Origin of the sequence: Rhodococcus sp. IEGM 1306 (assembly GCF_036541985.1) — a bacterium.
GTDB lineage: Bacteria > Actinomycetota > Actinomycetes > Mycobacteriales > Mycobacteriaceae > Rhodococcus_F > Rhodococcus_F qingshengii.
Map to the genome: position 1 here is coordinate 449,010 of NZ_JAZHFF010000001.1, position 21,979 is coordinate 470,988.

The window sequence follows — 21,979 nt, forward strand, 5'->3', positions numbered from 1 at the left end:
GCTGGGGCGGGAAGATATTTCAGAGTGGGCGGACGGCCTACTGGTAGAGACGCAGCGCAGAACCGTTGAGCGACTTGCCGAATGAGAGTCCGGCCTTGTTGAAGTACACGTTCATGACGGAGTCTGCGAAGGGCACGGCCGCGATCGTCTTGGTGAGCTCCGACTCGGCGTCGGCCCAGGCGTCACAAGCGTCGCTACCGGTCAGACCGGAAGCCTTGGTGGCTGCTGCTTCGTAGGCGGGGTTGCTGACCGATCCGAAGTTCTTGCCTGCTGCGGGAACCGGCCCGGCAAAGTACGCAGTGAAGGTGCTGGGCAGCGAGGAGTTGACCTGGACCCAGGCGATGTCCCAGGCAGAGTTGTCCTTGCCGCTCAGAATGACGTCGACGATCTTGTTCGAGTCGCCCCCGGTCACCTCGACGTTTGCGCCGAGTTCGGACCACGCCGACTGAGCAAGTTCGGCCGCCGCGTTGCGCGGATCGTCGGTGCCGTCGTACACGAGACGGAGATTGAGCGGCTTGCCATCCTTGCTTCGCTTGCCGTCAGCGCCGGCGGTCCAACCAGCGCCGTCCAGTGTTGCCTTGGCGGCAGTGAGGTCGAAGTCCGGAATGTTGCCTGCGACAGAGTCGTAAACGCAGGCGCGCGGTTCGACGGCGACGAGGCTGGTTGCCCGGACCCCGTGTCCGGCGGTGATGACCTGAGTGAGGTCGTCGAGATCGACCGCTTGGATCAGGGCCTTGCGCACTGCGGGATCGCTGGTGGGATTACTCGCGATCTGGTTGAAGTACATCTGGCCTGCCGGCAGTGGCCGACCGACGGAGTCCAGATTGGCTGCCGCGACGCGGTCCTTGTCCGGACCGGCGATCGGAGCTGCGTTGAGTTCACCCGAGAGCAGCTGATTTGCGGCGGTGCTCACGTTCGGCGACATGGCGGCGACGACCGTCTTGGGGACGCCCGGGGTGTCGGAGGTCGTGCCGTCGGGGCCCCAGTTGTAGCCCTCGCGACGCTGGAACGTGTAGTGGTCGTTGGCGGCAACTTCGGTGACTTCGAACATGCCGGTGCCGAGCGACTTCTTGTTCGACGCTGTCGGATCTTTCAATCCGGCCTCGCACAGGATCGGCAGGCGACCGACGTTGAGAAGAAGGAACGGGCTCGGCGCCGGAGTGGTCACCGTGACAGTGCGCGTTGCAGGATCGGCAGTCGCAGTGGCGCCGGTCGGCACGGAGGACCCGCGCAACTGTGAACCGTTGTCCGGGTTGGCCACGAAGTTGATGTTGTCCGCGACGGTCTGCGGTGTCAGCGTCGATCCGTCGGTACAGGTCACCCCGTCACGGATGGTGAAGGACGCCGAGGTCGGGGTCTCCTCCCACTTCTCCGCCAACCACGGTCCGACTTCACTGGTATCGGGATCCTGGTAGATCAGGTAGTCGTACGCCAAACGCGACAACTCGGCGGTCGCCGAGGCGGCCGACATGATCGGGTTGAGAGCACCCGGATCGGCCTGCAGGGCGAAACGGAAGGTCCCGTCGGTGGCCGGTTCACCGCCACTGGCGCCCGAGGACGTGCCTCCCGAGCCACAAGCAGACAACACAAGCGTGAGCCCTGCGGCTGCCGCAAGTGTTGGATAGAAGCGGTGTTTCATGGTGCCTCCGTGATGGAGCAGGGGCCCGAGCGAAAAACGTGAGGGCGCGGTTGAGTGTTGACTGCTAAATCTTGGCGCATGACGTGACGCGCATCTCTGTCGATCCTCACGAAAATCGGGTCGATTTTCGTCCGCTCCCACGAAAACCGTCAGGATCAGTGAATACCTGTCCGTATACCGACAGCGACCGGCGAAACACGACGATTTCCCCGGTCGCTACCGGCGGTCTACTGGTACAGGCGCAGGGCCGAACCGATGAAATTGCGGCCGAATGCAAGACCCGCATTGTTGAAGTAGAGAGTCGTGATCTTGTCGGCAAAAGGTACCGCCGAGTTTGCTTTGATGATCTCGGACTCAGCGTCTGCCCAAGCGGCACAAGCGTCCTCGCCCGTCAGCCCGGAAGCCTTGGTGACGGCTGCGTCGTAGGCCGGGTTGGAGATCGACGCAAAGTTCATTCCCGCAGCGGGCACCGGACCGGAGAGGAAGGGGACCAGCATGCTGGGCAGCGCGACGTTGATCGGCTCCCACGCGACATCCCACGCCGTGTTGTCCTTGCCGCTGAGTGCGACATCGAGAATCTTGTTCGAGTCTCCACTGGTGAGTTCAACGGTGGCGCCCAGGTCGTTCCACGCGTTGACTGCGACGTCGGCGGCAGCATCGGTCGCGTCGCCGAACGTCTCGTAGACCATCCGAATTCGGAGCGGTGTGCCGTCCTTGCTGCGTTTACCGTCCGCGCCGACCTTCCAGCCCGCAGACTCGAGAGTTGCTGCGGCCGCACTGGTATCGAAGTCCGGTAGGTTTCCGGCGACAGAGTCGTAGATGCAGGCCCGCGGTTCGATGGACACCATCGTGGTCGATCGGGTTCCGCGGCCGGCGGTGAAGATCTCGGCGAGGTCGTCGAGATTGAGAGCCTGGACCAGCGCCTTGCGTACGGCAGGATCGCTCGTCGGATTGCCGGGACTGTGGTTGAAGAACATCTCGCCCGCTGGAGCAGGCTGCTTGACGGTATCCAAGTTCGCGGCGTTCATGCGGTCCTGATCGGGGCCGGAGACGGCAGCGGCATTCAGATCACCGGACAACACCTGGTTGGCCGCTGTGCTGTTGTTCGTGATGATGGATGCGACGACATTCTTGGGTACACCGGCAGTGTCGGAGGTAGTGCCGTCCGGTCCCCAGTTGTATCCGTCGCGCCGAACGTAGGAGTAATGATCGTTGGCGACTGCCTCGGTCATCTGGAACATGCCCGACCCGAAGGTCGTCTTGTTTGCCGCCGTCGGATCCTTCAACCCGGCCTCGCACATGATCGGTATTCGCGCCAGGTTGAGAAGCAGGAACGGAGAGGGTTCCGGAGTTGTGACCGTTACGGTCCGGGTCGCCGGGTCGGCGGTGGCAGTTGCAGTTGCCGGTGCGTACACCCCGCGGAGAGCGGATTTGTTTGCTGCGTTGGTGATGAAATTGACGTTGTCGGCGACGGTCTGGGCAGTCAGAGCGGATCCGTCGTTACAGGTGACGCCGTCGCGAATGGTGAAGGACGCGGAAGTGGTTGTCTCTTCCCATTTCTCGGCGAGCCACGGCTTGGTTACGCCGGTATCGGGATCCGGATGGAGCAGATAGTCGTAGCTCAGACGCGCCAGTTGGTGCGCCGGCGAAGCGGCGGTCATCAGCGGATTCAGAGCGCCGGGGTCGGCCACGAGAGCCAATTTGAAGGTGCCGTCCGTGACGGGTTCACCCCCACCCGAACCCGATGAGCCACCCGTTGAGCACGCGGTCAGGGCAAGAACGGTGCCAGTTGCCGCAGCCAGTAGTGCGTAGGACCGTTGTTTCATGGTGCCTCCGGAAGGTGTGGTCCCGCCCGAGTGACGCGAGGTCTGTCGGGTCAGGAGCAAAAGACGATTGCTTGAATCTTCACCCAACAAAAGAACGAGAACATCGTCCGGATTTACGAATGTTTCGTGAGACTTGGTAGATCGCTACAACATTGTCGGATGGAAGAGACGAAGCTGGAGCATCAGGCTGAATCGAGTTTCCGGATCATCGAGATCGATGCCGGCAATCCCGGCAAGCTTCTTGAGGCGGTACCGGAACGTGTTGACGTGGATGTGAACCAAGGACGCAGCAGCCGGAATGTCGCCGAACGTGTCGAGCCAGGCGCGGAGCGTGTCGACAAGGTTGATGTCGTGACTGCGGTCGTACTCACGCAGTACCGCGAGCGGACCCGATGCGGTCTCGTTCTCGTCCGCCAGGGCGTCGGAGAGGCGCAGAAGTAGGGAATTGATCTGCACGTCGTCGGCGCGCGCGACGGTCCGGCCCGAAGAATTCCACGTCGACCTCAGAACGCGAAGCGCTCGGTCGGCTTCGTCGCGTGACTTCTCCAGCGTCATCACGTCGGCCACTGTCGCACCGATTCCGATGACCACCGACTTTTCCGAACGGGAACGGTCTGCAAACTCCGACGCGATCCGACGCACGTAGTCGTCGTCGGTCTGGTGCCGGGTGTGTGGGATTACGGCGTAGACGGTGCCGCCGATCGCTGCCGCCACCGACAGCGGAAATACTTGGTCGAGATAGGTATTGAGTGTCAGGGCCAGTTGATCGACGTCGGCTTCGGCCTCCAACGATGCACCGGCGCCGCTACGGAAGCCGGCCGCAAGCACGTTTGCTTTCGAACGGCCGTAGCCCAGTCGCTCGGCCGCTTCCTTCGCTGAAGTGCCGCCACTCAGTAACGTGATCACCTCGCCCAACCTCAGTCGTCGTGCCGAATCCGCGGCCAGTTTGGCGCGAAGCAAACTCATGGCGGCCACGCCCGCAGCCTCGACGAGCGTTTTGACCTGTAATTCGTTCGGCTCCTCGTCCAAGATCACCCAGATCGAACCGAGGATCTGCGATGCCGCATGTATTCGCATGCCGACGCGGGGCCTGATGCCCGGCCCGATACCCGGTAGAAATACCGGCAGGGTAGAGCCGTAGATCTTGTTGAAATACCCCATTGACCTGAGCCGATCGGAATAGTGCTGCGGCACTTGATGTCCGAGGACACTCTGCTTACGTGCCTCGTCGCCGAAGGCTTGATCCGCCGAGAACGCGAGGATCCGGCTCGACTGATTCTCGATGGTGACCGGGCCGTTCAATACCTGAGCGATCGAGTTGGCAAGATCGAACAGGTCGGCGTCGGCGGCCGACGTGCGGTCCCCGTTGTTGCCGGATTCGAGGATCTCGTTGATCAACGACGCGCTTTGCAGCCAGCTTGCATCCTTGACCATTCCGAGGAGTGCGACGTCGGTGTCGGCCACCGCTTTCTCGACGAGGCCGTCGAAGTCCAGGGGCTCTTTGACGATCAGCGCTACCGCACCTGCCGAGCCGTATTCTCTTACCGCCGTTGCGATATCGGCCGAACCTGCGAGACCTGCGCCGAGTACGACGGCGCCCGCACTGTCCTGGGTAGCTTCGGACCCTTCGTGCAGGGTCACGCGGCTGACAGTGCGGGCGCCGTCGACGGTGTCGCCACCGCTGAGGAACGTCATTCCCAGTCTGTCGACGATGTCGACGATCGATACTCCCGTAGGTGTGGTCACCACCACACCTTAGGGGGAGCGGGGTCGATCAGTTGTCTGGTTGCCCTGCTCAGTTGCTGGGCTGCTCCGCCACGGCCTTCTCGACGAACCGGCGGGTCTGATCGAACGCCGCGGGCACCTGGACGGAATCGGTCATGTCACTGATCTCGGACCACCGTTCGGCGACGACCTCGGGCGAGAGTGCGCCTTCGGGGATGTAGACGCCCTGCGACTCTTCCATGCGAGCGATCGCGAAGACGCCGGCGCCGGCGCTGAGGATGGTCTTCGTCGGTGCGTCATCGGAGACCATGAACAGTGCGCCGGGTGAAATCGATTCGGGTGCAAGCAGAGCGAGAGTCTTCTCGTCGAGGAGGTCTTCGGTCATGCGGGTCGCGGCGGTCGGGGCCAGCGAGTTGACGCGGATGCCCTTGCGTTCGCCCTCGATGGCGAGAACGTTCATCAGGCCGACGACGCCGGACTTCGCGGCGCCGTAGTTCGCCTGGCCGAAGTTGCCGTAAATTCCCGATGCTGACGTAGTCATGAGGATGCGTCCGTAGTTCTGTTCGACCATGTGCGGCCAGACTGCCTTGGAACAGATGACGGAACCCATCAGATGCACGTCGATGACTTTGCGGAAGTCGTCGAGCTCGGCCTTGATGAACGACTTGTCGCGCAGGATTCCGGCGTTGTTGATCAGGATGTCCACGCGGCCCCACTTGTCCACGGCCGTCGCGACCATGGCGGCAACGGCGTCGACGTCGGTGATGTCGCAGTGGTCCGCGATGGCCTCGCCGCCCAGCTCGACGATTTCCGCCACTACCTTGGCTGCTGCGGTATCAGCGCCGCCACTGCCGTTGACCGAGCCACCCATGTCGTTGACGACGACGCGTGCGCCGCGTGCGGCGAGGGCCAATGCGTGTGAACGGCCGAGTCCGCCGCCTGCGCCCGTGATGATCGCTACCTTGCCGGAAAAATCCAACGACATTGGAAAACCTCTCTGATCTGGGATACTACTCAGTATTACTATGCGATGGCGTGGAAACAGTCAAGGGCCGGCAGGCAGTGTGAATGGGAGTGGAAGTCGAATGAGTAGTGATCTTCCGGACGTGCGATCCGCGATCATCACCAGCGCCGCCGACGCCTTTGCCGAAGACGGTTACGCAGCCACGACTGTAGATTTACTGGCCGATCGAATCGGCGCCACCAAAGGTCTTGTCTACTACCACTTTCGTTCCAAGTTCGACATCTACCTGGCAATCTACGAGCGCGGGATGAGCCTGCTCCGCGCTGAGGTCGAGTCTCGGATGGGCGGGGCAGAAAGCGGCCTCGCGCGTCTCGAAGCGATGTCGCACGCCCACCTGGTCAATCTCATGACGCATCTCGGGTACCACCACACGATCCACCAAGGTGTCCGGGGCCAGATGAACTCCGCGCTCAAGCCGAGGCAACAGCAAGTCCTCGTGGAGCTGAATTCGCTGCGACTCGACTACGAGAATCTGTTCGTCGACGTGATGACGGAAGGCGTCGCGGATGGTTCCATTCGCGTGGGCTCACCACGGATGGCGGCAAAAGTACTCCTCAGCAGTCTCAACGGCATCGACCTCTGGTACCGAAGACGTGAAGGGCAGACGTTGGCGGAGACGGAGTCGTTGGCGGACCAGATCGTCGAACTGTTGATCGGCGGATTGCGCGCTGCGAACTGACTGAAAGCTGCATTCGTCGAGCGGGTTTCCTCCGACCGGTTCGTGCTGTCCTGCGGCTTGTCGTTCGGTTTGTCGTGCTCTGACAGTCGGGGTAGCATGTTGGCGTCGTGCGCGGACTTGCGTAGGAATTCAGGGAAGAGGAGGTGTGGCTGTAATGCGTGGCCAACCTCCGAGTACCAACTGAAGCTGTAGCCGCCCGGGTTGATCCGGTATTTTGCTGCAGCTTCATCGTGTGTTCATCGGCTTCGGCTTTGCTGTGAAGCAAGCGTCGTCGTTCACTCTTCCCTCGAAAGCTGTTCAGCATGCGCGAATTTCGTCGTTCACGTTCGGTACTGCCACGTCGTTCCGCGGGGCTCGGTGACTCACATCCCGGACACTCGCGTGCCGCACGCACCGTCGTCAAGGCTGCCCCGCCCGAGGCGGTGGCGCCCGTCGAATCGACCGTCGTCAACAGCGGCGTGTACCGCGACGGCGAGCGGATAGCGTCGCCGTCCACGCTGGCGGAAGCGCTGTCATGCCTTCCGGATTCGCAGTCGATGGCGTGGATCGGCATGTACCGGCCCGACGACGCCCAGTTGTATGCCGCTGCACAACATTTCGACCTCCACGAACTGGCGGTCGAGGATGCGATCGTCGCGCACCAGCGCCCCAAGCTCGAGCGCTACGGCAAGACACTGTTCGTGGTGCTGCGTGCTGCGCGGTACCGCGACGAGACCGAGCGGGTCGAATTCGGCGAGTTGCACATCTTCTGTGGTCCCAACTTCATTCTGACCGTCCGTCACAGTGAATCGCCGGATCTGTCGGCGGTGCGGACTCGCATGGAGAACGATCCTGACCTGTTGCGGTTGGGTACCGAGGCCGTTCTCTATGCCATTCTCGACGCAGTCGTCGACGGGTACGCCCCGGTGGTGGCCGGACTGCAGAACGACATCGACGAGATCGAAACCGAAGTATTCAGTGGCGATCCCGGAGTTTCGCGTCGCATCTACGAACTGACCCGTGAGGTGATCGAATTCCAGCGGGCGACGCGTCCGCTGCTGGGAATGCTGCGTGGGTTGTCGGCAGGGTTCGACAAGTACCACACGGACGAGGAACTCCAGCGATACCTGCGCGACGTCACCGACCATGCGACGACTGTGGTGGAGCGGGCCGACGGCTTTCGTCAGTTGCTCGGAAACATCCTCACGGTGAACGCAACTCTGGTGTCGCAGAACCAGAACGAGGAGATGCGCAATCTGACGCAGGCAAGCTACGCGCAGAACGAGGAGATCAAGAAGGTCTCGGCGTGGGCGGCAATTCTCTTCGCGCCGACGCTCATCGGAACCGTGTACGGGATGAACTTCGACGACATGCCGGAACTGCACTGGCACTTGGGCTATCCGTTTGCGCTCTCGATGATGTTCCTGACCTGTGGAAGTCTCTACACGATCTTCAAGCGTCGGGGCTGGCTGTAGAAAGCGCCGGCTGTAGAAAGCGCTGTGCGCCTTGCCAACCGAGATCGGTTGGCAAGGCGCACAGGTGTTTTTCGGGAGGGCGCTCGAATCAGAGCGTTGCGACGCAGACCGTGAACTTACGTTCCGGGTGCTCGAATCCCGAGTCTGCCCCCGAACCGCATTCGTCGATCGACGTGGAGTTCTGCAGGATTTCGACGACCTCGACGACGTTGGTGCCGCTGGTATCCGAGCATTCGATGCGGGCGGGCTCGTCCATTCCGCTGCCGAGGTCCATGCATCCGCCGACTACCCAGTCGACGTCGAGACAGACAGCGCCCTGCTCGTCACCCGCGAGGGTCTCGTAGTAGTACGAGTCGACGTCGGAGGCACACAGATCAGAGGTGGGAACCTTGGCGACCACCTTGTAGTTCGAATCCTTGCTACCGCAGTCCGCGTTGTCGATTTCTGCGGCCGTCGTGGTGCCTCCGAGCTTGACGCAATCACCGATCGACACGTCGATGTCGACGTCGCCGCCGTCGTCCGAGCCCTCCTGGCCGGTGATCTTCGAGGTGGTCGGGGCCGCGGAGGTAGTGGTCGAATCGGCAACCGAGGAAGATGATTCCGCAATGGCTTTCGGCTCGATGTCGGAACCGCAACCGACGGTGAAGGCGGCGATTGCAGAAGTTGCGATCACCGCAGTGCAAAGTCGCCGGACGATTCCGGACATAAGGACCCCTTTGTTGATTCTTGGATAATTCTGTTGGTTCGTGGATTGTTCGGGACCTATTCCAATACATCGGTAGTCGAATTGCCAACCGGACTGTCAGTATGGGTAGGTGGAGCTACCCCTGATGCCGCCGCTTGCCCCGATGCTCGCGAAGGCTGCGGCCACTGTGCCGCCTCAGCCCGAGTCCGGTGACCCGACGTGGTCGTACGAGCCGAAATGGGACGGATTTCGAGCAATCATCTTTCGTGACGGTGACGAAGTGGTGCTCGGATCGCGAGGAGGAAAGGACTTGGCGCGGTACTTTCCCGAGGCGGTGGAAGCCGTCAAGTCTGAATTGCCCGAAAAATGTGTGGTGGACGGAGAACTGGTGGTTCCCCGTGAGATCGACGGTGTGACGCGCCTGAGTTGGGAAGCGCTCTCCGAGCGGATTCACCCCGCCGCGAGCCGCGTCGCATTGTTGTCGGAACAGACGCCCGCGCAATTTGTCGGGTTCGATTTACTGGCGCTCGGGGATCGCGACGTCTCGATCGAGGACTTCGGGGTTCGACGTGCGTTGCTCCTCGATTGCGTCGGTGGCGGGCCGAGTTGCCACGTCACGGCAGCGACGGCCGACAGCGCCGAAGCAATGGCCTGGTTCGAAACCTTCGAAGGCGCGGGTCTCGACGGGGTTGTCGCCAAGAAGCTGGCGGGACCGTACCTGCCGAACAAGCGCGAGATGATCAAGGTGAAACACGCCAGGACCGCGGATGTCGTACTGCTGGGCTACCGTCCCCACAAGAGTCAGCCAGGTATCGGGTCGATGCTTCTTGGTCTGTACGACGGTTCCGAATTGAAGATGGTCGGTGGCGCTTCTGCTTTCACCGCGGCGCGGCGGATCGAGTTGTTGGCCGAACTCGAACCTTTGCGCCTCGGGGACGACGTTGTAGCCGAGGGAGAGGCCAGCCGGTGGAGATCGGCCGCAGACCGCTCCTGGATTCCGCTTCGTCCTGAGAGGGTGCTCGAAGTGGCGTACGACCAGATGGAAGGGGAACGCTTTCGGCACGCTGCACGATTCCTGCGCTGGCGTCCGGACAGGGTGCCCGACGAATGCACATTCGATCAGTTGGAGGTTCCGGTGCGATACGACTTCGCGGATGTTCTTGCAGGCGGTAAGTGATGGCGAGCCCGGCAGAGGAACTGGACGTCGACGGGATCGCGGTCCGATTGTCGAGCCCGGACAAGATCTACTATCCGCAGTTGGGTGAGGACGGCGGAACCAAACGGCATCTTGTCGAGTACTACCGAACGGTGGCGCTGCAGGGTGCAGCGTTGCGGGCGCTCCAAGATCGGCCCACGCATCTTCAGCGATTCCCCGACGGCATCGAGGGCGAAGAGGTTTACCAGAAGCGGCTGCCGGCAAAGCGGCCCGAGCACGTCGAATCCTGCGAGGTCACGTTCCCGTCGGGTCGCAAGGCCGACGTCCTTCGAGTGCGAAGTGCTGCGAACATCGTGTGGGCCGCCAATCTCGGGACTGTCACGTTTCATCCCTGGGCCGTGCGGTGCCCGGACACCGACCACCCGGACGAACTGCGCATCGATCTCGATCCGCAACCGGGGACCGGGTTCGACGAGGCCGTTGCCATCGCGGACGAGGTCCTTCGCCCTCTGCTCGCCGAGTTGGGATTGGAAGGATTTCCCAAGACGTCCGGTGGCCGAGGCCTTCACGTCTACATCCCGCTCGAGGCGCGCTGGGATTTTGTCGAGGTCCGCCACGCGGGTATCGCCCTCGCCCGTGAAGTCGAGCGTCGTAGTGCCGATCGCGCCACAACCGCGTGGTGGAAGGAAGAGCGGGGTGAACGGATCTTCATCGACTTCAATCAGAATGCCCGTGACCGGACGATCGCGGCGGCGTATTCCGCTCGTAAGACGCCGATCGCAACTGTGTCGACGCCGGTGACCTGGGACGAACTGCGCGACGTGCATCCAGACGACTGCACCATCGCCACGGTTCCCGGCTTGCTCGCCGATCGTGGTGATCCGATGGAAGCCATGCACGACAAGGCCTTTGCCCTCGATGTTCTGTTGGAGATGTGGGAGAAGGATCTGGCGGCGGGACTGGGCGATCTGCCGTACCCGCCGAACTATCCCAAAATGCCCGGTGAACCCAAACGTGTTCAACCGAGCAAGGACCGCGATCGGAAGAACAAAGACGGGTAGCGTCAGAGGCGGACATATCGGGTAATTCGATCAGACGTCGAATGTACGGTCACGTCGAATGCACTGTGGGGGTTGGATATGGATCGCCGGAAAATGCGAGCAGCAAGCTTAGCGGCGGGCGGTGTGATTCTTGCCGCCTTCGGATTGTCACTCGGTAGCGGAACAGCGTCAGCCGCGACGTTGGATTGTTCGGCGCGCGGGCAAGATCAGACGATCGTCGACGGGTCATCCGCATGCCGAGCGGTGGCAGATCCCTCCAGTTACGCGATTTCACACGTCGAGGGCGACGGTGTCGGCGTCGCGGATTCTCGAGACGGTGGCAGGTCGGCGGGCGTCGGACTCTTCGGCGGCGTTGCTGCGGCGGAGTCGCGCGGTGGGTTACTTGCCGCCGTCGCGTACGGCCCGGGTTCGCTCGCACTCGGTCGCACCGACTCCTCACCATTTGCCGTCGTGCTCAGCGGACCTGGCGGCAGAGCGGCAGTGGGTGACGCGGACGTCGGGGCGATCTGCTCAGGTGGTCCCACCCTTGTTTTCAATATCGCCACAGGTCAGGGATGTTTCAGCGACGGCACTTCGACGTGGGTCACCCCGTGAGGGCACCCCGGCCCTGAGCCTCTTGCGTGACAGTGGTCACAATGGTGTCAAGCTCCTGCCACCGATCGGGTGACCGGGCAACTTGATCAGCGGGGATCGGAGGACGCGATGACTCCCAGTGCACGACGGGGTTCACTCGCCCGGGTGGAGGTGCCTTCGCGCACCGAGCTGTACGTGGACCGGCGATTCCTTCCCTTGGCCGACCGCTTCTTCGCGATGTATCGCCAACCGCAACAAGGTGGCGGCGCTCTCGTCGTGTACCTGGGCGGTGAGAAAGTGCTCGACATCTGGGCCGGCAATGCCGATCGTGATCGGCGCTGGGACCACGACACGGTGTCGCTGTCGTTCTCGACCGGCAAAGGCGTCGCCAGCACCGTCGTTCACCGACTCGCCGAACGTGGGTTGATCGACTACGACGCCCCGGTTGCTCGGTACTGGCCTGAATTCGCGGCGGCCGGCAAGGACAAGATCACCGTCCGTGAACTGATGTCACATCGCGCGGGCCTTCACCGAGTTCGCGGCTTGATGCCGCATCCTCTCGACCTGATGGACTACGACGCGGTCGTTGCCGCCCTGGCTGCCGAGAAACCGGATCCGCGTCGGCTTCGAGGCCCCGGCTATCACGCTGTGACCTACGGCTGGTTGGTAGCCGAACTTGTGGCCAGGGTGTCCGGTCAGCCGTTCATCGACGTCGTACAAGCGGAGATAGCGAAGCCCCTCGGAGTCGACGAATTCTGGTACCGCGTACCCGAAACCGAGCGTCCACGGATCGCGAAGCTGTTCCCACATATCAACCCTGCCGGCTTGAACTGGGCCTTCGCGTCGACCGTGCTCTCACACGTCGGTCCGACTCGCGGACTCGCGGAGGCCGCGATGCCGGACGGTTTCGACGTCATGGTGCGCAACCCGGCTGTCCACGACGCCGTCATGCCGGGCTGGAACGGAGTGTTCAGCGCGCGTGCTCTCGCGAAGATGTACGGCGCCATCGCGAACGGCGGCGTGATCGACGGGAAGCGGTTCCTGAAGGAATCGACCATCGACCAGATGTCGACCATCCAGACTCGCAATCGGGATTACGTGCTGGCGGTGCGGCCCAACTGGACTCTCGGTTACCATCCGCCGATCATTGCCACGCGGCGGCAGCCGCGGAATGCGATAGGCCACTACGGAGTCGGCGGTTCAGGCGCGTATGCGGACCTGTCCAGCGGACTCTCGCTCGGTTTCACCACCAACAGGTTGGGTAGTGCTGTGACAGCTCTCGGTGATCTTCGCCTTGCGAGGCTCGGCGCCGAGGCGCAGGAGTTGGTTCGTCGAATCTGACACGAAGGGAATGCCATGAGCAGCAACGTGTACCGGGTGACCGAGATCGTCGGCTCGTCCACCGAGAGCAGTGACGCGGCAATTCGCACCGCCATCGCCCGGGCGAACGAGACGGTGCGCAACCTCGAATGGTTCGAGGTGGTGGAAACTCGCGGTCACATCGAGAACGGCGCCGTGGCGCATTTCCAGGTCACGTTGAAGGTCGGCTTCCGGCTCGACGGCGACGAATCTTGAGTCGTCGTTCATGAGTGTTGATCTCAGGGCGGCCGTCGGGTTCATGGCGGGACATGCCAGAACTCTCGATCGGCATCGACTGAATTTGATTCTCGGACAGGGTGACCGGACCGCGGCATTGGCGGCTGTGGACAGTTATCGCAACCCGGACGGTGGGTACGGCTGGGGACTCGAACCGGATCTTCGCTCGGCATCGAGCCAACCTGGCGGCGCGCTGCACGCCTTCGAAGCCTTTGCCGACATCGGAACGCCGACGCCCAGAGCCGTCGAACTGTGCGACTGGTTGCAGACCAATTCGCTGGCAGACGGCGGTTTGCCGTTCGCCTTCCCGATCGCCGACCCGGCCGGTTGTGCGCCCTTCTGGGTGGATGCGGATCCGTTGGCGCCGTCGTTGCAGATCACCAGCATCGTGTGTGCTGCAGCGGCTCGCGTTGCCGAATTCGACGAGGCCGTCGCCGAACATCCGTGGTTCGCCTCTGCCGTTCGATATTGCCTCGACGCGATCGACGGGGCGGATTCTCTGCATGCCCTCGAGCTGGCCTTTGCCTTGCAGTTTCTAGACGCGGTTCACCGGAACAGTCCCGAAGCGTCGTCGTTGGTGAGCACTCTTGGTTCGCGTGTCCCGGCTGACGGCTTGGTTCACGTGGACGGGGGAGCCGAGGGCGAATTCATGCGGCCCCTCGATTTCTCACCGCTTCCCGGCGGCCCGACCCGCGCGTTGTTCGACGCATCAGTGATCGAGTCCGAACTGTCTGCGCTCGCTGCGCGACAACATGGCGACGGCGGTTGGGCGGTGGATTTCGACAGCTATTCACCCGCCGCGGCGTTGGAATGGCGAGGTCACGCCACCGTGCAGGCGGTGTGGCTGCTGAAGCGCAATGGGGTGATCTGAAAACGATTCTCGCGCCAAATTGGAACACGTTATAGTCTGGGAACCAGTTCGAGCTTCGTGTTTCAGGGATAGGGGAATGTCATGGCGTATGTGATCACGCAGCCGTGCTGCAACGACGCCTCGTGTGTTGACGTGTGTCCGGTCAATTGCATTCACCCGACACCGGACGAAGCTCCGTTCGCGACCACCGAAATGCTCTACATCGATCCCGACACCTGCATCGATTGTGGTGCGTGTGTGGACGAATGCCCGGTCGAGGCGATCTTCCCGGACAACGAACTCGACGAGGACGACGCGCCGTACCTGCAGATGAACGCGTCGTACTTCGAGAAGCATCCGATGGGCCCGGATTGGCCCGAGCCGATCACGATGGCCAAGATCGATCCCGAACTGGGAACGCTGAAAGTGGCGATCGTCGGCTCCGGCCCGGCCGCCTGCTACGCGGCGATGGAACTGACCGGCAAGCCTCGCGTCGAGGTCGACATGTTCGATCGACTTCCCACTCCATACGGTTTGGTGCGCGCCGGCGTGGCGCCAGACCATCCCGGAACCAAGGGGGTCACCGATCAGTTCCGCGCCGTCGTCGCGAAGAAGACTGTGCGCTGCCACTTCAACGTCGAGGTGGGCACCCACATCTCGCATTCGGAACTCTTGGACCATCACCACGCAGTGATCTACGCGGTGGGCGCTGCCGGGGACCGCAAGCTCGAGATCCCGGGCGAGGATCTGCCGGGAAGTCACGCCGCCACCGAGTTCGTCGCCTGGTACAACGGCCACCCGGGATATGCCGATCGGACTTTCGATCTGTCCGGCGAGCGAGCGGTGATCGTCGGAAACGGCAACGTCGCACTCGACGTCGCACGCATCCTGGTGACCGACCCTGACCAGCTTGCGAAGACGGACCTCGCCGAGCACGCATTGGAAGCGCTGCGGAACAGCAAGATTCGTGAGGTGGTCATTCTCGGGCGTCGTGGGCCGGCGCAGGCCGCGTACACCAATCCCGAACTGTTGGCGCTCGGACAGATGGCGAACGTGGACGTAGTCGTCGACCCGATCGAAGCCGAACTCGACGAGGCCAGTCAGGCGTTCGTGGACAGCGATGCCGCCGAGCCGTCCGTCCTGCTCAAGGTCAAGCAGGCGCAGGAATTTGCTTCGCGTACCGCAGATCCTTCTCGCAAGCGGATCGTTCTCCGGTTCCTCACCTCTCCCGTCGAGATCCTCGGCGACGGTGCAGTCTCACAGGTGCGGATCGTGAAAAACGAATTGGTGGCAACGCCGACCGGTCAGCTCTCCGCCCGGCCTACCGAAACCGAGGAGACGATCGACACTTCACTGGTGCTTCGGTCGGTCGGATACCGCGGCACACCGATGGCCGACTTGCCCTTCGACGACGCTCGCGGCGTGATCCCCAACGAGAACGGCAGAGTAATCGACACCGAGACCGGCACGCCGATCCCGGGTGTCTACGTCGCGGGTTGGATCAAGCGCGGACCGACTGGCGTGATCGGCACCAACAAGTACTGCTCCGCCGAGACCGTGTCGATGATCTTCGACGACTTCGCTGGTGGGCGCCTCGCCACCCCGACCGAGGATGCCGACAAGTTGCAGGTTTTGTTGGCAGACCGGTCGCCGGATCAGGTGGACTATCAAGGTTGGCAGCGGATCGACAAGGCAGAACGCGCATCCGGTGCCGCAACCGGACGGCCGCGAACCAAACTCATCTCCATCGAATCCATGTTGGCGGCTGCCCGCAGCGAGGGATAGCAACGTTTGGGCGAACATCCGAATTGCTCGATTGCCGCATTTGTGTGTTAATGACTATGGAAATGTGCGGTTTGCTCTCTTCGGCGTGCTCGGGTGTGTAGGTGTGCTCCGAGCGGGTGCGTCCGAATGGTGCATCGGCATCGGTACCAGGCGGGTATCGATGCCGGCCGCGCAAACTCCACGTGAGTACGTGGTCATTCGAGCGAAGGTAGTGACATGGGCAGCAAACAGGGTCGTCGGACGTCACGGGTTGCCGTGGCAATCGTCGGAGCGGTGGCTGCCGGCCTGGCTCTCGCCGGACCTTCCGCGGCCGTTCCTCTCTTCCCCGGTGGACCGGACATTCCGTTGCCCGTCATTCCCGGCGTTCCGTACCTCGATCCGGCGATTCCGGTTCCGGGCATCCCGGGTACGCCGATCCAGGCGCCCATCGGCGCTCCCAACTTCTCCGCGCCGTCGCTCAATCCGTCCGCGGGCGAGACCGTCGGTATCGCGCAACCGATCATCATTCGATTCAACGAGGCCGTCGGCGACCGTGCTACGGCCGAACGCGCGATTCGCGTGACCACCGATCCGCCGGTCGAGGGCAGCTTCTACTGGATCAACGACAGCCAGGTCCGTTGGAAGCCGACACAGTTCTGGCCGGCGAACATCTCCGTGACCGTCGACGCCGGTGATTCGCACTCCACGTTCAACATCGGTGACGCACTCGTCACCGTCGCGGACGACAACACCAAGCAGGTCACCGTCACCCGCAACGGTGAGGTCGTGCGCACCATGCCGACGTCGTTCGGCAAGCCGGGTCACGAAACACCGAACGGCACGTACATCGTCGGCGAGCAGTTGCGCGACATGTACATGGATTCGTCCACGTACGGCGTCCCGATCGATTCTCCCGAGGGTTACCGCACCTACGTCGAGTACGCGACACGAATTTCCTACAGTGGCATCTTCGTCCATGCCGCTCCGTGGTCGGTTGCGCAACAAGGTTTCACCAATGTCAGCCACGGCTGCCTCAATGTCAGCACCGAGGACGCCAAGTGGTTCTTCGAGAACGCAGGCAAGGGTGACCCGGTGATCGTGCAGAACACCGCAGGTGGAGTCCTCAGCGGCGCCGACGGATTGGGCGACTGGAACCGCTAGACATCGACGAGGAAGGCCCTGCGCGAGAAGTATTCGCGCAGGGCCTTTTTCGTGTCGCGTTCAGCTCGAGTGTCTTGTACGTTCACCATTCATTCGTTGCGGGCGGTCAGACTGCCTCAGTGAGATCGAGTCCGGAAAGAACGCTGCCCACTTCAGGCAAGCCAGGTCTGTGGGGCAGACCATGGCGTGATTACGCGCTCTTCGCGCTCTTGGTCGGCCCCAATCTCGCGTTGCTGATCTTGTTCACCTATCGCCCGCTGGTGGACAACATCCGACTTTCGTTCTTCGACTGGAACATTGCGGACCCGAAGGCGACGTTCATCGGGCTGAGCAACTACCGCGAGTGGTTCGGACGAAGCGACACCTGGCAGATCGTCACCAACACAGTGATATTCACGTTGGTTACAGTGGTGGGTTCGATGGTCATCGGTTTGGCGTTGGCCATGCTGCTCGATCGCAAGCTCGTCGGGCGAAACCTGGTTCGGTCGGCCATCTTCGCGCCGTTCGTGATCTCCGGTGCAGCGATCGGTGTCGCGTTTCAGTTCGTCTTCGACCCCAACTTCGGCCTGATCCAGGATCTCCTGCACCGTGTCGGACTCCAATCGCCCGACTTCTATCAGGATCCCCACTGGGCGCTGTTCATGGTGACGGTGACATACATGTGGAAGAACCTCGGGTACACGTTTGTCATCTATCTCGCTGCACTGCAAGGAGTTCGGCAGGAGCTGAACGAAGCTGCCGAAATCGACGGCGCCAAGCCGTGGACCAAGTTCCGCCGGGTTCTCCTACCTCAGTTGCGCCCGACGACGTTCTTCCTCTCCATCACCGTCATGCTCAACTCGCTCCAGGTCTTCGACATCATCAACGTCATGACCCGTGGTGGCCCGCTGGGTACGGGGACGACGACGATGGTCTACCAGGTGTACAACGAGACGTTCCGAAACTTCCGGGCGGGCTACGGTGCGACGGTTGCCACCATCATGTTCCTGATCCTGCTGATCATCACCGTCTACCAGGTTCGTGCCATGGATCGGGGAGAAGAGAAATGACAGCGGTAGAGGAAAAGAAAAGCGCTGCTCCGACTTCCGTCGTTAGGCCGGGGCCGGACCGCAAGAACGTGGACCGGCGTGAGGTCGGTGTGAAGATCCTCGGCTATGCGGCAATGGTGATCGCGTTGGTCATCATCGTCCTGCCGCTCTACTGGATCGTGATGACCTCGTTCAAGGAGCGCCCGGAGATCTACACGCAGCCGGCAACGTGGTGGCCGTCGTCGCTGCATCCCGAAAACTATTCGGAAGCAACCACATCGGTCCCGTTCTGGATGTTCTTGCGGAACTCGATAGTGATCACGACGATTCTGTCGGCGGCGAAGTTCGTTCTGGGGACTCTCAGCGCCTATGGGCTTGTTTTCCTGCGCTTCCCGGGGAAGAACTTCGTCTTTCTCGGAATCATCGCCGCATTGATGGTTCCGAACCAGATCACCGTGATCTCGAATTACGCGCTCGTGGCAGAGTGGGGCTGGCGTAACACGTTCCAGGGCATCATAGTTCCGCTCGCGGGTGTAGCCTTCGGTACGTTCCTCATGCGCAACCACTTCCTCTCGATCCCTTCGGAGATCGTCGAGGCGGCGCGGATGGACGGAGCCGGCCACTGGCGGTTGCTCTGGCGCGTGGTGCTCCCCGTTTCCGGACCCACGATGGTGGCGTTCGGCATCATCACGGTGGTCAACGAATGGAACGAGTACCTGTGGCCGTTCCTCATGTCCGACGATTCCTCGGTAGCACCGCTGCCGATCGGATTGACCCAACTGCAGAACAACGACGGACTTACCAACTGGGGTCCGGTCATGGCAGGAACGGTGCTGACGATGCTGCCGATCCTGGTGATTTTCCTTCTGCTGCAAAGACACATGATCAAGGGCCTCACCTCCGGTGCGGTCAAGGGCTGACAGCTTTCCCGTCACATTTCTTTCTCGAGGAGCAGTAATGGCAAACATGAACAGGCGCGGATTCTTGAGCCTCGGCGGTGCAATCGCCGCCGGCGCCGCACTGACCGCGTGCGCGGGATCCGGCGGGTCGAGCGCTGATGCTGCGGGAACATCCGGTGCGTCGGGTGATTCCAACACCATCACCTTCTGGTCGAACCATCCGGGTAAGTCCACCGACGTGGAGAAGGAACTGATCAACCGCTTCCAGACCAAGTACCCGGACCTGAAGGTCAACTTGGTGGACGGCGGCAAGAACTACGAAGAGGTGGCACAGAAGTTCAACGCTGCCCTCTCCGGTGGAGATGTGCCCGATGTGGTTGTGCTGTCGGATGTCTGGTGGTTCAACTATGCACTGGCCGGGGCAATCGAGCCGCTCGACGGACTCTTCTCCGAGGTGGGGGTCGACTCGGCCGACTACGTCGATTCACTGCTCGCCGACTACCTGTTCCAGGGCAAGCACTATGCGCTTCCCTACGCGCGGTCGACGCCGTTGTTCTACTACAACAAGGCGGTCTGGTCGCAGGCAGGTCTTCCCGACCGTGGGCCGGCGACATGGCAGGAGTTCGACGAGTGGGGACCCGAGCTGCAGAAGGTCGTGGGCAACGGCAAGTTGGCACACGGGTGGGGCAACGCGAAGGATTACCTCGGCTGGACCTACGAAGGCCCAATCTGGACGTTCGGCGGCTCGTACTCCGACCAGTGGAATCTGCAGCTCGACAACGAGAAGACCATTGCCGCAGGGCAGTTCCTCTCCAGCATGATTCACGACAAGAAGTACGCCGCGGTCTCCACTGACATCGCGAACGAATTCGGTACCGGCATTCTGGCGTCGACCATCGCGTCGACGGGCGATCTGTCCGGCATCAAGAAGACTGCCAACTTCGACTTCGGCACCGCTTTCCTCCCGGCAGTGGACGGAACTCCCGGTTGCCCCACCGGCGGTGCCGGGCTTGCCATCCCGTCCAAGATCTCCGATCAGCGTAAGAAGAACGCGCTCAAGTTCATCGACTTCATCACCAATGGTGAGAACACGGCGTACTTCTCGCAGAACGTCGGCTACATGCCGGTCCGCAAGTCGGCAACCTCGGAGCCGAGCATGAAGGCGTTCCTCGACGCGAACCCCAACTCCCGTACCGCTGTGGATCAGCTCTCGCGTACGCGCTCGCAGGACTACGCACGCGTGTTCGTCCCGGGTGGGGATCAGATCATCGGCACCGGACTCGAGCAGATCGCTCTCCAGAAGGCCGACGTCGCATCGACATTCGCCGGCGTTGCCACGCAGTTGCAGCAGATCATCGACCGGCAGATCACCCCCAAGCTGCCGAAGTAGTAGGAGAGAACACTCATGGCCAACGTGCAATTCGCGGGAGTCACGCACCGCTACGAAGGAACTGATCGACCGGCAGTCGACCGTCTCGACCTCGACATCGCCGACGGTGAGTTCCTGGTACTCGTAGGACCTTCCGGTTGCGGTAAGTCCACCAGCCTGCGAATGCTCGCCGGTCTCGAGTCCGCGTCGGACGGTCGGATCGAGATCGGCGGCACGGACGTCACGCACCTCGCTCCGCGAGCACGTGACGTCGCCATGGTGTTTCAGAGTTACGCGCTGTACCCGAACATGACCGTCGAGCAGAACATGGGTTTTGCGCTCCAGAACGCGGGAGTAGGAAAGGCCGAGCGACGGGAACGGGTACTCGAGGCAGCACGGATGCTCGAGCTCGAACCGCTGCTCGGACGTAAACCGGCCAAGCTGTCCGGTGGGCAACGCCAGCGAGTCGCCATGGGTAGAGCCATCGTTCGCCATCCCAAGGTGTTCTGCATGGATGAGCCGCTCAGTAATCTGGATGCCAAACTGCGCGTCAGCACACGGTCGCAGATCGCCGCCCTACAGCGTCGACTCGGCACCACGACGGTCTACGTCACCCACGATCAGGTCGAGGCGATGACGATGGGGGACCGAGTGGCGGTGATGCTGGACGGTCGCTTGCAGCAGGTGGCGAAGCCGCGCGAACTCTACGACAACCCCGTCAACACCTTTGTGGCCGCCTTCATCGGATCGCCCGGCATGAACCTGATCGAAGCGCCGGTCGAGGGTACCGTCGCAGTGCTCGGTGATCTGCGGATTCCGCTGCCCACCGGGGCGTCCGAGCGGGAGCGGGTCGTCGTGGGAGTGCGCCCGGAATCGTGGGATCTGGTGGGAGCGTGGCGAAAGGGCTCGCTGGCCGTGGATGCCGATCTGCTCGAAGAGTTGGGAGCCGAATCGTTCGTCTATGCAAAGGGTGCCCCGGATTCGCAGTGGCAGAGCCGATCCGGTCGAATCGTCATTCGCGTCGACCGGAAGATGTCGGTGGCACCGGGGGAGTCGCTTCATCTGCTGCCCAAGGCCGGCGAGGTGTACTTCTTTTCCGCGGAGACCGGAGTACGTCTGTAGCGATACTGTGTGCGGCATGACCGTCGCACGTTCGCTGTTGCTGTTCGTACTCGCCGCGCTGCTCGAAATCGGGGGCGCGTGGTTGGTGTGGCAGGGAATTCGCGAGCACAAGGGATGGATCTGGGTGGGGCTCGGCGTCATCTCGCTCGGCCTCTACGGTCTGGTCGCCACCATGCAACCCGATGCGAACTTCGGGCGCATCCTCGCCGCGTACGGCGGGATCTTCGTCGCAGGTTCACTGCTGTGGGCGGTGGTGATGGACGGATTCCGCCCGGATCGTTTCGACATCGCCGGTGCGCTGATCTGTCTGGTCGGCGTCGGGGTGATCATGTACGCCCGGTAGGCCTTCGGCCCCGTGCGCGCTCAGG

The 21,979-nt window shown here is 62.2% G+C and carries 20 protein-coding genes; 15 read left to right on the forward strand and 5 right to left on the reverse strand.

What is annotated here, in order from left to right:
- Window positions 1-37: 37 nt before the first annotated feature.
- The 4 genes from V3587_RS02270 to V3587_RS02285 form a co-directional block, all read right to left on the reverse strand.
- Window positions 38-1,639 carry an ABC transporter substrate-binding protein gene (locus tag V3587_RS02270; RefSeq protein WP_283376069.1) on the reverse strand — a complete coding sequence of 534 codons (1,602 nt, stop codon included), beginning with the start codon at window positions 1,637-1,639 and terminating at the stop codon, window positions 38-40.
- A 227-nt stretch (window positions 1,640-1,866) separates the two neighbouring features.
- Window positions 1,867-3,465 carry an ABC transporter substrate-binding protein gene (locus V3587_RS02275; protein WP_007731371.1) on the reverse strand — a complete coding sequence of 533 codons (1,599 nt, stop codon included), beginning with the start codon at window positions 3,463-3,465 and terminating at the stop codon, window positions 1,867-1,869.
- A 144-nt stretch (window positions 3,466-3,609) separates the two neighbouring features.
- Window positions 3,610-5,211 carry a PucR family transcriptional regulator gene (locus tag V3587_RS02280; RefSeq protein ID WP_007731373.1) on the reverse strand — a complete coding sequence of 534 codons (1,602 nt, stop codon included), beginning with the start codon at window positions 5,209-5,211 and terminating at the stop codon, window positions 3,610-3,612.
- Between the two features lie 49 nt (window positions 5,212-5,260).
- Window positions 5,261-6,175: an SDR family NAD(P)-dependent oxidoreductase gene (locus tag V3587_RS02285; protein ID WP_007731375.1), complete on the reverse strand. Its 915-nt coding sequence runs from the start codon at window positions 6,173-6,175 to the stop codon at window positions 5,261-5,263.
- Window positions 6,176-6,275: 100 nt separating this feature from the next.
- On the opposite strand from V3587_RS02285, the gene V3587_RS02290 reads away from it, so the two are divergent.
- Both V3587_RS02290 and V3587_RS02295 read left to right on the forward strand, forming a co-directional pair.
- Complete coding sequence (locus tag V3587_RS02290) at window positions 6,276-6,893, forward strand: TetR/AcrR family transcriptional regulator (RefSeq protein ID WP_003940047.1); 618 nt, start codon at window positions 6,276-6,278, stop codon at window positions 6,891-6,893.
- A 302-nt stretch (window positions 6,894-7,195) separates the two neighbouring features.
- A complete protein-coding gene (locus V3587_RS02295; RefSeq protein WP_007731382.1) occupies window positions 7,196-8,347 on the forward strand; it encodes a magnesium and cobalt transport protein CorA in 1,152 nt (383 codons plus the stop codon).
- Between the two features lie 88 nt (window positions 8,348-8,435).
- On the opposite strand, the gene lppU is transcribed toward V3587_RS02295, so the two are convergent.
- Window positions 8,436-9,053, reverse strand: coding sequence for an LppU family putative lipoprotein (gene lppU / locus V3587_RS02300; protein WP_007731384.1), 618 nt, complete (start codon window positions 9,051-9,053; stop codon window positions 8,436-8,438).
- A 109-nt stretch (window positions 9,054-9,162) separates the two neighbouring features.
- Between lppU and V3587_RS02305 the strand changes: the two genes are divergently transcribed.
- The 13 genes from V3587_RS02305 (at window position 9,163) to V3587_RS02365 (ending at window position 21,954) form a co-directional block, all read left to right on the forward strand.
- The gene (locus tag V3587_RS02305; protein ID WP_039973226.1) at window positions 9,163-10,209 is read left to right on the forward strand and encodes an ATP-dependent DNA ligase; all 1,047 of its coding nucleotides are present in this window, start codon (window positions 9,163-9,165) and stop codon (window positions 10,207-10,209) included.
- Window positions 10,209-11,249: a non-homologous end-joining DNA ligase gene (ligD, locus tag V3587_RS02310; protein WP_003940248.1), complete on the forward strand. Its 1,041-nt coding sequence runs from the start codon at window positions 10,209-10,211 to the stop codon at window positions 11,247-11,249. The genes V3587_RS02305 and ligD overlap by 1 nt, the downstream gene beginning before the upstream one ends.
- Before the next feature lie 78 nt (window positions 11,250-11,327).
- A complete protein-coding gene (locus V3587_RS02315; protein WP_037128623.1) occupies window positions 11,328-11,843 on the forward strand; it encodes a DUF6764 family protein in 516 nt (171 codons plus the stop codon).
- A gap of 108 nt (window positions 11,844-11,951) precedes the next feature.
- Window positions 11,952-13,163 carry a serine hydrolase domain-containing protein gene (locus V3587_RS02320; RefSeq protein ID WP_097388129.1) on the forward strand — a complete coding sequence of 404 codons (1,212 nt, stop codon included), beginning with the start codon at window positions 11,952-11,954 and terminating at the stop codon, window positions 13,161-13,163.
- Between the two features lie 15 nt (window positions 13,164-13,178).
- Window positions 13,179-13,397 carry a dodecin gene (locus V3587_RS02325; protein WP_003939815.1) on the forward strand — a complete coding sequence of 73 codons (219 nt, stop codon included), beginning with the start codon at window positions 13,179-13,181 and terminating at the stop codon, window positions 13,395-13,397.
- A 10-nt stretch (window positions 13,398-13,407) separates the two neighbouring features.
- Window positions 13,408-14,289 carry a hypothetical protein gene (locus V3587_RS02330; protein ID WP_097386914.1) on the forward strand — a complete coding sequence of 294 codons (882 nt, stop codon included), beginning with the start codon at window positions 13,408-13,410 and terminating at the stop codon, window positions 14,287-14,289.
- Between the two features lie 81 nt (window positions 14,290-14,370).
- Window positions 14,371-16,053: an FAD-dependent oxidoreductase gene (locus V3587_RS02335; protein ID WP_283376070.1), complete on the forward strand. Its 1,683-nt coding sequence runs from the start codon at window positions 14,371-14,373 to the stop codon at window positions 16,051-16,053.
- A 216-nt stretch (window positions 16,054-16,269) separates the two neighbouring features.
- Window positions 16,270-17,193, forward strand: a complete 924-nt coding sequence (locus V3587_RS02340; protein WP_064113418.1) for a L,D-transpeptidase — start codon at window positions 16,270-16,272, stop codon at window positions 17,191-17,193.
- Between the two features lie 74 nt (window positions 17,194-17,267).
- Window positions 17,268-18,242: a carbohydrate ABC transporter permease gene (locus V3587_RS02345; protein ID WP_172827032.1), complete on the forward strand. Its 975-nt coding sequence runs from the start codon at window positions 17,268-17,270 to the stop codon at window positions 18,240-18,242.
- The gene (locus V3587_RS02350) at window positions 18,239-19,141 is read left to right on the forward strand and encodes a carbohydrate ABC transporter permease (protein ID WP_003939837.1); all 903 of its coding nucleotides are present in this window, start codon (window positions 18,239-18,241) and stop codon (window positions 19,139-19,141) included. Before V3587_RS02345 ends, V3587_RS02350 begins: the two co-directional genes overlap by 4 nt.
- A 37-nt stretch (window positions 19,142-19,178) precedes the next feature.
- A complete protein-coding gene (locus tag V3587_RS02355) occupies window positions 19,179-20,510 on the forward strand; it encodes an ABC transporter substrate-binding protein (protein WP_003940485.1) in 1,332 nt (443 codons plus the stop codon).
- 15 nt (window positions 20,511-20,525) lie between these two features.
- Window positions 20,526-21,611 (forward strand): ABC transporter ATP-binding protein, encoded by a 1,086-nt coding sequence (locus V3587_RS02360; protein WP_054187729.1) that lies wholly within the window; start codon window positions 20,526-20,528, stop codon window positions 21,609-21,611.
- 16 nt (window positions 21,612-21,627) lie between these two features.
- A complete protein-coding gene (locus V3587_RS02365) occupies window positions 21,628-21,954 on the forward strand; it encodes a YnfA family protein (protein WP_003940244.1) in 327 nt (108 codons plus the stop codon).
- Window positions 21,955-21,979: the final 25 nt, after the last annotated feature.

What these genes read in the sequence shown, in the direction of transcription:
- V3587_RS02325 (WP_003939815.1), top strand. Translation starts at nt 13,179, where the DNA reads ATGAGCAGCAACGTGTACCGGGTGACCGAGATCGTCGGCTCGTCCACC.
- V3587_RS02365 (WP_003940244.1), top strand. Translation starts at nt 21,628, where the DNA reads ATGACCGTCGCACGTTCGCTGTTGCTGTTCGTACTCGCCGCGCTGCTC.
- V3587_RS02350 (WP_003939837.1), top strand. Translation starts at nt 18,239, where the DNA reads ATGACAGCGGTAGAGGAAAAGAAAAGCGCTGCTCCGACTTCCGTCGTT.
- V3587_RS02315 (WP_037128623.1), top strand. Translation starts at nt 11,328, where the DNA reads ATGGATCGCCGGAAAATGCGAGCAGCAAGCTTAGCGGCGGGCGGTGTG.
- V3587_RS02330 (WP_097386914.1), top strand. Translation starts at nt 13,408, where the DNA reads ATGAGTGTTGATCTCAGGGCGGCCGTCGGGTTCATGGCGGGACATGCC.
- V3587_RS02340 (WP_064113418.1), top strand. Translation starts at nt 16,270, where the DNA reads ATGGGCAGCAAACAGGGTCGTCGGACGTCACGGGTTGCCGTGGCAATC.
- V3587_RS02360 (WP_054187729.1), top strand. Translation starts at nt 20,526, where the DNA reads ATGGCCAACGTGCAATTCGCGGGAGTCACGCACCGCTACGAAGGAACT.
- V3587_RS02335 (WP_283376070.1), top strand. Translation starts at nt 14,371, where the DNA reads ATGGCGTATGTGATCACGCAGCCGTGCTGCAACGACGCCTCGTGTGTT.
- V3587_RS02290 (WP_003940047.1), top strand. Translation starts at nt 6,276, where the DNA reads ATGAGTAGTGATCTTCCGGACGTGCGATCCGCGATCATCACCAGCGCC.
- lppU (WP_007731384.1), bottom strand. Translation starts at nt 9,053, where the DNA reads ATGTCCGGAATCGTCCGGCGACTTTGCACTGCGGTGATCGCAACTTCT.
- V3587_RS02285 (WP_007731375.1), bottom strand. Translation starts at nt 6,175, where the DNA reads ATGTCGTTGGATTTTTCCGGCAAGGTAGCGATCATCACGGGCGCAGGC.
- V3587_RS02295 (WP_007731382.1), top strand. Translation starts at nt 7,196, where the DNA reads ATGCGCGAATTTCGTCGTTCACGTTCGGTACTGCCACGTCGTTCCGCG.
- V3587_RS02355 (WP_003940485.1), top strand. Translation starts at nt 19,179, where the DNA reads ATGGCAAACATGAACAGGCGCGGATTCTTGAGCCTCGGCGGTGCAATC.
- V3587_RS02320 (WP_097388129.1), top strand. Translation starts at nt 11,952, where the DNA reads ATGACTCCCAGTGCACGACGGGGTTCACTCGCCCGGGTGGAGGTGCCT.
- ligD (WP_003940248.1), top strand. Translation starts at nt 10,209, where the DNA reads ATGGCGAGCCCGGCAGAGGAACTGGACGTCGACGGGATCGCGGTCCGA.
- V3587_RS02275 (WP_007731371.1), bottom strand. Translation starts at nt 3,465, where the DNA reads ATGAAACAACGGTCCTACGCACTACTGGCTGCGGCAACTGGCACCGTT.
- V3587_RS02270 (WP_283376069.1), bottom strand. Translation starts at nt 1,639, where the DNA reads ATGAAACACCGCTTCTATCCAACACTTGCGGCAGCCGCAGGGCTCACG.